The sequence below is a fragment of the Synechocystis sp. LEGE 06083 genome, assembly GCF_015207725.1.
GTDB lineage: Bacteria > Cyanobacteriota > Cyanobacteriia > Cyanobacteriales > Microcystaceae > Synechocystis > Synechocystis salina.
In genome coordinates this window covers 1-9,731 of the sequence record NZ_JADEWJ010000138.1, presented here as the reverse complement: position 1 = coordinate 9,731, position 9,731 = coordinate 1, and the positions used below count along the sequence as shown (strand labels likewise).

The window sequence follows — 9,731 nt, the reverse complement described above, 5'->3', positions numbered from 1 at the left end:
GGAATTTGCGCCCCAGAGTAACATCAGTCGGGGAGAATTCGCCCGCTGGTTATTTCAAGCCAATAATGTCTTTTTTGCCAACCAACCCAGTAAACAAATTAGACCCGCTTCCAGTAACACCACCCCTCTTTTCACCGACGTTCCCCCCAGCCACCCCGACTTTGCCCAAATTCAAGGTTTAGCTGATGCCGGTTTAATTCCCTCTAGCCTCACCAACGACCCCAGCGCCACCCAGTTTCGCCCCGGTGCTCCCCTAACTAGGGAAGATGTAGTCCGTTGGAAAGTGCCCCTAGACTATCGCCGGGCCCTGCCCAATGCCAGCCTGGAAAATATTAAAGAAACCTGGGGTTTCCAGGACGCCGCCAAAATTAACCCCAACATTTGGCCCGCCCTAGCTGCCGACTTCCAAAATGGCGATCAATCCAACCTCAAAAGAATGTTTGGTTACATCACCATCTTTCAACCCCAGCGCCCCGTCACCAGGGAAGAAGCAGCCTCTGCCCTCTGGTTTTTAGGAGCCCAGGCCGATGGCCTAAGCGCCAAAGATGTCATTAATGCTCCCGCAGCCCCATCCCCCGCAGTTGAGCCTGAGCCCACCGTTACTCCGGAGAATTCCCCCAATTAATTAATGACTAAAATCGCTTACAGTGGCTAATTTAACTTAAATTTGACTGAATTTAACTAGCTTTGACCATAGGCTGGCCCTGTCTGAGTAGTAATAATAATTTGGTCGAGGGATTTAAAGCTGATCAAGGCGCCCCAATGGTTGTCAAGGTGCCCGCAAAAACTCTTGGCATGGACTTTTTTTCTTCGTCCGGTCAAGATAATATTAGTCTGCTAATCAGAGAACTGAACCCCTAAGAGTTGACAATGCCCCTATCCTCCCAACCGGCCATCTTAATTATTGGTGGTGCAGAAGATAAAGTTCACGGCCGTGAAATTTTACAAACATTTTGGTCGCGTTCCGGTGGCACCGACGCCATTATTGGCATCATTCCCTCTGCATCTCGGGAGCCTTTACTGATTGGGGAGAGATATCAAACTATCTTTGGCGACATGGGGGTCAAAGAGTTAAAGGTATTGGATATCCGGGACCGCTCCCAGGGGGACGACAGTGGTTACCGGGAATTTGTCGAACAGTGTACAGGCATTTTTATGACCGGGGGAGATCAACTGCGCCTTTGTGGGCTGTTGGCGGATACCCCCTTGATGGACCGCATTCGTCAACGGGTGCATAACGGGGAAATTAGTTTAGCGGGCACCAGTGCGGGGGCAGCGGTGATGGGGCATCACATGATTGCCGGGGGCAGTAGCGGCGAATGGCCCAATCGAGCTTTGGTGGATATGGCAGTGGGGCTGGGCATTGTGCCGGAAATTGTGGTGGATCAGCATTTCCACAATCGTAACCGCATGGCCCGGCTGTTGAGTGCCATTTCTACCCATCCTGAGTTGCTTGGTTTAGGCATTGATGAAGATACCTGCGCCATGTTCGAGCGGGACGGCTCCGTTAAAGTTATTGGCCAGGGTACGGTGTCCTTTGTGGATGCTAGGGACATGAGCTACACCAATGCCGCTATGGTGGTGGCCAATGCCCCGTTGAGCCTCCATAATCTCCGCCTCAACATCCTTGTCCATGGGGAAGTTTATCATCAAGTAAAACAGCGGGCTTTTCCTCGGGTAATCTAGGGGTGACCCAAGGCAGGTAAGGTTCCCTGACCCCAGGGACTGACTCGGATCAATTGTTCACAGCGAACAGTTTCAGTCAGAGGCCTAGCTTGAGAATGATAGTCGGCGTGTTGTGCTTCTTGCATTGGTTCTTGACTGACACAGATCATGAAAATTCTTAAAACCCTTACTCTCCGCGGCCCTAACTATTGGAGCATTCGACGCAAGAAGTTAATTGTAATGCGCCTAGATTTGGAGGATTTGGCGGAGCGACCCTCCAGTAGTATTCCCGGTTTTTATGAAGGGTTAATCAGGGTGTTGCCCTCCCTCATAGAACACTTTTGCTCCCCAGGCCACCGGGGCGGCTTTTTGGAAAGGGTGCAGGAAGGAACCTATATGGGTCATATCGTTGAGCATGTGGCCCTGGAACTCCAGGAATTGGTCGGTATGACAGCGGGATTTGGCCGCACCAGGGAAACTTCGACCCCGGGCATTTATAACGTTGTCTATGAATATGTGGATGAACAGGCGGGACGTTACGCCGGCAGGGCGGCGGTGCGTTTATGTCGTGCCTTGGTGGATACGGGGGATTATCCCCAGGCAGAATTGGAGAAGGACTTAGAAGATTTACGGGATTTGGGGGCTAACTCTGCCCTGGGCCCCAGCACCGAAACCATTGTCACTGAAGCCGATGCCCGTAAAATTCCCTGGATGCTCCTCAGTGCCCGGGCCATGGTGCAGTTGGGGTATGGCATACATCAGCAGAGAATTCAGGCAACCCTTAGTTCCCAATCTGGCATTCTGGGGGTGGAACTGGCCTGTGATAAGGAAGGTACCAAAACCATTCTCCAAGATGCGGGCATTCCGGTGCCCCGGGGCACCACCATCCAATATTTTGATGATTTGGAGGAAGCCATCAACGATGTGGGGGGCTATCCGATAGTAATTAAACCCCTAGACGGTAACCATGGTCGGGGCATCACCATTAATGTGCGCCATTGGCAGGAGGCGATCGCCGCCTATGATTTAGCAGTGGAGGAGTCGAAGAGTCGTTCCATTATTGTGGAGCGCTATTACGAGGGCAGTGACCATCGGGTGCTGGTGGTAAATGGCAAACTGGTGGCGGTGGCGGAGAGAATTCCGGCCCATGTGACCGGGGACGGCAACTCCACCATTAGCGAGTTAATTGATAAAACCAACCAAGACCCCAATCGCGGTGATGGGCACGATAATATTCTCACCAAAATTGTTGTTAATAAAACGGCGATCGATGTCATGGAACGCCAGGGCCATAACCTGGACAGTGTTTTACCCAAGGATGAAGTGGTTTATCTGCGGGCCACGGCCAACCTCAGCACCGGCGGCATTGCCATTGACCGCACCGACGATATTCACCTGGAAAATATCTGGTTAATGGAACGGGTAGCCAAAGTGATTGGCCTCGACATTGCTGGCATCGACGTGGTGACCTCCGATATTAGTAAGCCCCTGCGGGAAACCAACGGGGTAATTGTGGAAGTGAACGCGGCCCCGGGTTTTCGTATGCATGTGGCCCCCAGCCAGGGCCTGCCCCGTAACGTAGCGGCGCCGGTATTGGATATGCTCTTTCCCCCCGGTACCCCTAGCCGCATTCCCATTTTGGCAGTGACAGGCACCAACGGTAAAACCACCACGACCCGCCTTTTGGCCCATATTTATCGACAGACGGGCAAAACGGTGGGCTACACCAGCACCGATGCCATCTATATCAACGAATACTGTGTCGAAAAAGGGGACAATACGGGACCCCAGAGTGCCGGAGTAATTTTACGGGATCCCACGGTGGAAGTGGCGGTGTTGGAAACGGCCCGGGGCGGAATTTTGCGGGCAGGATTAGCCTTTGATACCTGTGACGTGGGGGTAGTGCTCAACGTGGCGGCAGACCACCTCGGTTTGGGAGATATTGACACCATTGAACAAATGGCCAAAGTTAAGTCCGTCATTGCGGAAGTGGTGGATCCCAGTGGTTATGCGGTGCTCAATGCCGACGATCCTTTGGTGGCGGCCATGGCAGATAAGGTGAAAGCCAAGGTGGCCTATTTCTCCATGAATCCCGATAACCCCATTATCCAAACCCACATACGGCGCAATGGCATTGCGGCAGTCTATGAATCTGGTTATTTGTCCATTTTGGAAGGTTCCTGGACTCTGCGGGTGGAGCAAGCCACATTGATTCCCATGACCATGGGGGGGATGGCACCGTTTATGATTGCCAATGCCCTGGCCGCTTGTCTGGCCGCCTTTGTTAATGGCTTAGATGTGGAAATAATTCGTCAGGGGGTACGCACCTTCACCACCTCGGCGGAACAGACCCCCGGTAGGATGAATTTATTTAATCTGGGTCGTTACCATGCGTTGGTGGACTATGCCCACAATCCGGCCGGCTATCGAGCGGTGGGAGATTTTGTCAAAAACTGGCGGGGTCAACGCTTTGGAGTGGTGGGGGGCCCTGGCGATCGCCGGGATAGTGATTTGATTGAGTTGGGACAAATTGCCGCCCAGGTATTTGACCGTATCATTGTCAAAGAAGATGACGATAAGCGGGGCCGGTCAGAGGGAGAAGCGGCCGATTTAATCATTAAGGGCATTTTGCAAGAAAATCCTGGCGCCGACTATGAGTTAATTTTGAATGAAACCACCGCCCTCAACCAGGCTCTAGACAACGTTGAAACCGATGGCTTGGTGGTGATGTTCCCCGAAAGTGTCACCAAGGCCATCGACATGATCAAAGACCGCAATCCCATCGGCTAAAGGCTTTGTCTCTTTTTTCTCACCAATACCATGGCCACCTATCAAAAAAGCAACCTTGCCTGGGAATTGCAACAGTTAACGCAGAATGGGCGGGAATGGGTGGCCTGGCAGACTGATCGCCTCTGGCAGGGGGTGCCTCCCATACCGGGGTTAGATATTCCCCATTGGGAACGGTGGGAAGAATTAATTTTCCACAGCTTACTCTGGTTAATTATTGCAGTGGCGATCGCCTTCATTTGGTTGAACCGCCGCACTTGGCAGAGGTATTGGCATAATTTAACCGCAGTGGATTTGCGCCCTAATTTTGCAACTCCTTCCCCCGGAGCTAGCTATTGGATGAGAACGGCCCACCAGGCTGCCCGCCAGGGAGATTATTACCAAGCTTGCCGTTATTTGTATTTGGCCATGTTGCAAATATTGCAGGAGAAAAGGGGTTTAGAGCCAGCACCAGGGAGAACTGACCGGGAATATCAACGGCTAACGGCGCAATTTCCCCAGGCCAGCGCCTACAATACCCTTTTCACTATCCATCAGGAACTCTGTTTTGGCCAGCAACAAGCTTCCCTGGAGTTATTTGAAGATTGCCAAGGGGCGATCGCCCAATTGGAACATAGCCCTAGGGCAACAACGGATCAGCGAAAATTGGCTGGGTCCTGATCCCGGCGGTGACGCACTGGAATTGGTTCCCCTTCTTGATCTCCCACTAAACTGGCGGTGGTTTCCAACGCTTGGCGGAGATGTTTAGCCGCATAAATGGACATATCCCGGGGCACATTAATACGATCCCGCAGATAACGCAAAGCTTGGTCGGTACCCTGGGGTGGTGTACATTGTTCCCCCGTCGCCAGTAGGGTTAACGCACAGCGTAGAGCTTGGTCAAAACTCTCCCCCCGGTCATGGCCATTGATTTCAATAATATTGCGGTGATGTTTCACCACCCTGGCGATCGCCTCTTGCTTAACGTTTTCCGGTTCCGGGTAGGTGGCATCAGGCAAACCAAACCAAGGGCCATGGTCTACCCGCGCTTGGTTCTGCTGGGCCTGGGCGCTGCCGTTGGAGTAACAACCACCCATTTGGGGAGGCAAATCGTGGGCATGGGTATGGAAATCACTCTGGGTGCCCCGGTAGGTATCCCTAGTTTCCAACGCCCCAAACCAGTCCTGGAGCCGGGGATTATTTTCCCGCAGAGAATAGCCTTTGTAATAAAACAGGCTGGCATTCATGCGCTCCACATAGGGAATAAAAACGATGTCAGCAGTGCTAAATTCCGGCAAAAAATAGGGACCAGGCAATTTTTCTAGGGCTTTTTCCACTTGATCAACTACCTGTTGGAACTGTTGTTGATTCCGTTGATCGGCACCGGGGAACATGGCTGGGTAACAGAGCCAATTACACCAAGCTCGAAACAATAGTCTTTCCAGTTTTCTCAGGGGTAAAACCAATGAATCTTCCATGCCCCAAAGCAATGGCCCAAAAGCATTTTCTAAAGCCATTAAAATATCGTCGCTTTCGGTGTAGAATCTGCCATCTAACTCCAAAGCCGGTAACATTCCCGATGGCACCAATTTTTTATACCAAGCTTCCTTTTCTCCATAGCAAAACATGGTCACTTTTTTAATTTGGTAGGGAATTTGTTTTTCCTCTAACCACAACCAAACTTTTTGACAATAGGGACACCAGGCATGATTATCCCGATAGAGGGTGACTCGCACAGCATTCTCCGGTTGTCCAAACAATCTTAAGGTTGCCTGGGCATTGGTGGCACCATTAACTGTATCCACTTGGTAGTTAGACAATTCCGCTAGAGCCGGCCAGGAAAGGGGATTAACCATAAAATTTTATCGGTTTAATAGTAGTTAAATAAGATAATAAAATCGGGAGAAATATCTATTAATTCAACTAGAATGATTGGGGAAATTTTAGGGCGGCATCTATAGCTTTAATTCTAACCATTAGTATCATTCAAGCAATTAAACTGCGTCCTTCGTAGAATTGTATCATTTTTGAGGCTGACAGGTTTTGATGTAAGGTGAAGCGGAACCATCAGCCGCCATAATATGAAGCAAATTATTCCCGCACTGATCACTTTTTCTTTTTTTTCAATGGCGATCGCCGAGCGCGCTCCTGGCATTGCCGCTTTGCCTCCCCAGTACCAAAACATCAAGGATCTGGAGGTAATAGTCAATTACGTTAAAGAAAATCCCGACGTGGCGGCAACGTTGAAATCCATAGATTTAGCAAATCAGACCATTAACTATGGTCAAGATTGCCAGATCAGGTTTGAAAGAAAACCTTCTAATAACCCCCCCGGCTGGGTTGGCCCTGCGGAACCACTCCAATTCAAAGCAGTTAACTGTTTAGAGGAATGATTAACGCAGAATAGCAATCATTACCAAATCAGAATTTTCAGTCAAAAAAGCTCCAGACCAATACAATTAAATCCATCAAACGCTGTATTTATTCCTCATTATCCGCAAATGCTTGAATCAGCGCTGGATAATCCTCCTGTGCAGGAAATTTGTTAAAATTGTACTTTGCACCAGTGGTAGCCCAAGCTAGCTTTTCGTCTGTGTAGCACTCAATGAATGGCCTATAGTTTTGAGTGTCTTCTAACATGGTGGAGCGTACGTTGACAAAATCATCCATCCCTTCAGGGCGTGTAAATAGCCAGCTCATACAATGGCCACAGAAATAGTGACGTGTACCCCCATGTAAACCACCGATAACAGGTGAACCTAATGTGATAAAAAATGCAGAACTGGGAAACAGTGAACTCAGACTAAATGCGCTTGATGTCATTTTCTGACACCCTGTACAATGACAAGCCATAGTAATCAATGGTTTTGAAGACACCTCAAATTGAATCTTGCCGCAACGGCAACTTCCTTTAGTTTTGTGAGGTACATAGTTCACAGCAATTGATCTCCAAGTCTTCTATGGATAATTTATCGCAATTATCTCAATCAGCAAAATAGGAATATAGCTTGATGCATCTTTTGGCGATCGTCATTAAATCCATCGCTTATTTTTCAACAAACATCCAGACAAACAAAACGAGGATATATCGGCAAATTTCCGCTATTTAGCTTCTTCAACTACATTGACTCAACCTTTTGGGGACTGTGCGGAATCAAATCTGTGGTTTCGCGAATCGATTTATATTTATCCGTTCCCTCAAAACTAATCGGTTCATTATTTGTGAGAGCTTTCAGTCCGTAAAACAAATTCATGATGCCACACATCATCATTGCCCCCCCGCGCAAAGTAAATAAAGATTTACTAATTCGACGAAAAATTGCTGGCAAGCTGAAGGCCGATCTCCACAAATCTCGGTGCGCCTTTAAAAGCTCTGCAGGGGTCATTTTACTGGGCATGAATGTCACATTATAGCCATTGTAAAACTCCCACCCTAAATCAGAACGCAACCGATCCGCATCCATCATCTTTGAATATGAACGTGTGCCTTTGAAGGGGGTAAGAATGCTCAAAAATGGCACATCTACACCAATTTCCTCCAATTGGTTGGCCATGTCTCGGATGCTCTCTGGGGTATCTCCATCCAAACCGGAAATAAAACCAGCCATCACACCAATTCCGCGGTCGTGCAGTTTTTTGATTTTACTTTGATACTCTGCGACTTTGTTTTGGCGTTTTCCTGCATCTTCCAAAGATTCCTGGCCAAATGATTCAATACCGAAAAAAATTCCGATGCAACCAGAGTCGCGCATCAAATCTAACAGCTCGTCATCCTTAGTGATGTCCATACTCGCTTGGGTCAACCACCACTTTCGCAGAGGGATCATCTGGCGCAGAAGTTCCTTGATATAAGGTCTATTTGCCGTCAAATTATCATCCCAGAACCAGACGGTTTTTCGTTGCCACCACCATTTGAATTTGTTGTATCGGACGTCGTTTAGCACTGCCTCGACAGGGCGAGTACGGAAACCGGGATTGAGAATGGGTACAGTGCAGAATGAACAGGTAAATGGACATCCTCTAGTGGCTTGGACGACCCGTCGAATGAAGTATTGCGGAGGTAAGAGATCATACCGAGGAGTGGGGACATTGGTGAGAGGAATAGCTTCGCCAACATACCTTTGCTGAAGCCTATTTTGCTCGATATCTTGGAAAATCTGCTCCCAGACAGACTCTCCTTCACCAATGACAATACTATCCACAAATCCTAGAGCTTCCTCTGGCGCAAAGGTGACATGAGGACCGCCTGCGATTGTTATCTTGCCCCGTTTTCGATACTCCCCTGCCAAACGATATGCTTCCGGTGCAAAGCCACTGAAGAAGGAGAGAACGATCACATCCGCTTCGCTATCTAGGTTTACGGTCTCAACCTGCTGGTGAATGACTCGAACAGTATGTTTTGCTGGGGTCAGAGCAGCCAGGTGAATACCAGTCAGCGGTGGGACAAAATGAACCTCATGTCCCTTGCGGTATCGCTGAATGTAGACAATGATGATGTCGATTTTCATGGCTCGTTTCACAAACTCCTTTGGCTTGTGCTCCATGGTAGATGGTATTTCAAGGTTTGCAGCCTACCCCTGTTCAGTGACCACAATATGAAGCCAGTTATTCTCACATTAATCGGTTTGTTTTTTGCCCAACTGGCGATCGCCGGTAAAATTTGAGTATGTTTGCCAATCTCCCCTGAGCTTATCAAGACAATTTCAAGAAGTGGAATTATGAAGGAATTTGTTGCCTATCAAGAAATTTTACAAGAGGGGGAAAAGATAGGTTTAGCTAAGGAAAAAATGGAGGACGAGCTAGAGGATCGTTTTGAAGAAAAACTGGAAACTATACCCCTACCAAAAAAAATCAGGTCTGGCGATCGCCGAAATTGTCAAAAAATTTCAAAGAATTAGATGTTGATGTGGAATTGGTTAATCAGTTTGTGGCCAATCAAAACAATTAAGGATTTGAGTAACCATCCGTTGGCAGACAGCTTGCTATATCCATTACTTGCCAATGCAAAAACGGCTGAAAATACGGTCTAACACCGACTCCGTTACCGTTTCCCCTGTCACTCTTCCAAGGGCATTGATGGCCAAACGCAGGTCAATGGTCCAAAAATCTAGGGGTAACTGTTCCGTTAGGGTTTGTCGTAATTGCTTAAGAGCTAGTTGAGCTTCCGTTAAAACAGCCGCTTGTCTTTGGTTGATGGCAAAATCCAAATTTTGGGGTGATAAATTATTTTGATTAACTTGCTCAACAATGGCGGTTTCTAGAGCGTCGATACCTAAATTAACGGCGGCGGCGGTTAAAAC

Annotated in this window: 8 protein-coding genes and 2 pseudogenes; 6 read left to right on the top strand and 4 right to left on the bottom strand. The window is 48.5% G+C overall.

What is annotated here, in order from left to right; translation table 11 throughout:
* The 4 genes from IQ219_RS11555 to IQ219_RS11540 all read left to right on the top strand — a co-directional run.
* Positions 1-625, top strand: a 625-nt coding sequence (locus IQ219_RS11555; protein WP_194072696.1) for an S-layer homology domain-containing protein, incomplete at its 5' end; no start/stop codon positions are given.
* 245 nt (positions 626-870) lie between these two features.
* Entirely contained in the window at positions 871-1,686 is an 816-nt protein-coding gene (locus IQ219_RS11550) for a cyanophycinase (RefSeq protein WP_190598408.1), read from the top strand.
* A gap of 147 nt (positions 1,687-1,833) precedes the next feature.
* Entirely contained in the window at positions 1,834-4,455 is a 2,622-nt protein-coding gene (cphA, locus tag IQ219_RS11545; RefSeq protein WP_194072695.1) for a cyanophycin synthetase, read from the top strand.
* A gap of 30 nt (positions 4,456-4,485) precedes the next feature.
* Positions 4,486-5,112 carry a DUF4129 domain-containing protein gene (locus tag IQ219_RS11540; protein ID WP_194072694.1) on the top strand — a complete coding sequence of 209 codons (627 nt, stop codon included), beginning with the start codon at positions 4,486-4,488 and terminating at the stop codon, positions 5,110-5,112.
* Here IQ219_RS11540 and IQ219_RS11535 read toward each other — a convergent pair.
* Positions 5,088-6,287 (bottom strand): glutathione S-transferase family protein, encoded by a 1,200-nt coding sequence (locus tag IQ219_RS11535; protein ID WP_194072693.1) that lies wholly within the window; start codon positions 6,285-6,287, stop codon positions 5,088-5,090. The two genes, IQ219_RS11540 and IQ219_RS11535, sit on opposite strands and share 25 nt — an antisense overlap.
* A gap of 225 nt (positions 6,288-6,512) precedes the next feature.
* Between IQ219_RS11535 and IQ219_RS11530 the strand changes: the two genes are divergently transcribed.
* Positions 6,513-6,824: a hypothetical protein gene (locus IQ219_RS11530; RefSeq protein ID WP_194072692.1), complete on the top strand. Its 312-nt coding sequence runs from the start codon at positions 6,513-6,515 to the stop codon at positions 6,822-6,824.
* Between the two features lie 88 nt (positions 6,825-6,912).
* Here IQ219_RS11530 and IQ219_RS11525 read toward each other — a convergent pair whose 3' ends face one another.
* Both IQ219_RS11525 and IQ219_RS11520 read right to left on the bottom strand, forming a co-directional pair.
* The gene (locus tag IQ219_RS11525) at positions 6,913-7,368 is read right to left on the bottom strand and encodes a GFA family protein (protein WP_368667603.1); all 456 of its coding nucleotides are present in this window, start codon (positions 7,366-7,368) and stop codon (positions 6,913-6,915) included.
* 182 nt (positions 7,369-7,550) lie between these two features.
* Entirely contained in the window at positions 7,551-8,975 is a 1,425-nt protein-coding gene (locus tag IQ219_RS11520; protein WP_194072691.1) for a radical SAM protein, read from the bottom strand.
* A gap of 132 nt (positions 8,976-9,107) precedes the next feature.
* On the opposite strand from IQ219_RS11520, the pseudogene IQ219_RS11515 reads away from it, so the two are divergent.
* Positions 9,108-9,379: pseudogene (locus tag IQ219_RS11515) on the top strand (flagellar assembly protein H); the annotation flags it as partial.
* Positions 9,380-9,422: 43 nt separating this feature from the next.
* On the opposite strand, the pseudogene IQ219_RS11510 reads toward IQ219_RS11515, so the two are convergent.
* Positions 9,423-9,731: pseudogene (locus IQ219_RS11510) on the bottom strand (tRNA uridine-5-carboxymethylaminomethyl(34) synthesis GTPase MnmE); the annotation flags it as partial.

What these genes read in the sequence shown, in the direction of transcription:
- cphA (WP_194072695.1), top strand. Translation starts at nt 1,834, where the DNA reads ATGAAAATTCTTAAAACCCTTACTCTCCGCGGCCCTAACTATTGGAGC.
- IQ219_RS11535 (WP_194072693.1), bottom strand. Translation starts at nt 6,287, where the DNA reads ATGGTTAATCCCCTTTCCTGGCCGGCTCTAGCGGAATTGTCTAACTAC.
- IQ219_RS11550 (WP_190598408.1), top strand. Translation starts at nt 871, where the DNA reads ATGCCCCTATCCTCCCAACCGGCCATCTTAATTATTGGTGGTGCAGAA.
- IQ219_RS11520 (WP_194072691.1), bottom strand. Translation starts at nt 8,975, where the DNA reads ATGGAGCACAAGCCAAAGGAGTTTGTGAAACGAGCCATGAAAATCGAC.
- IQ219_RS11530 (WP_194072692.1), top strand. Translation starts at nt 6,513, where the DNA reads ATGAAGCAAATTATTCCCGCACTGATCACTTTTTCTTTTTTTTCAATG.
- IQ219_RS11540 (WP_194072694.1), top strand. Translation starts at nt 4,486, where the DNA reads ATGGCCACCTATCAAAAAAGCAACCTTGCCTGGGAATTGCAACAGTTA.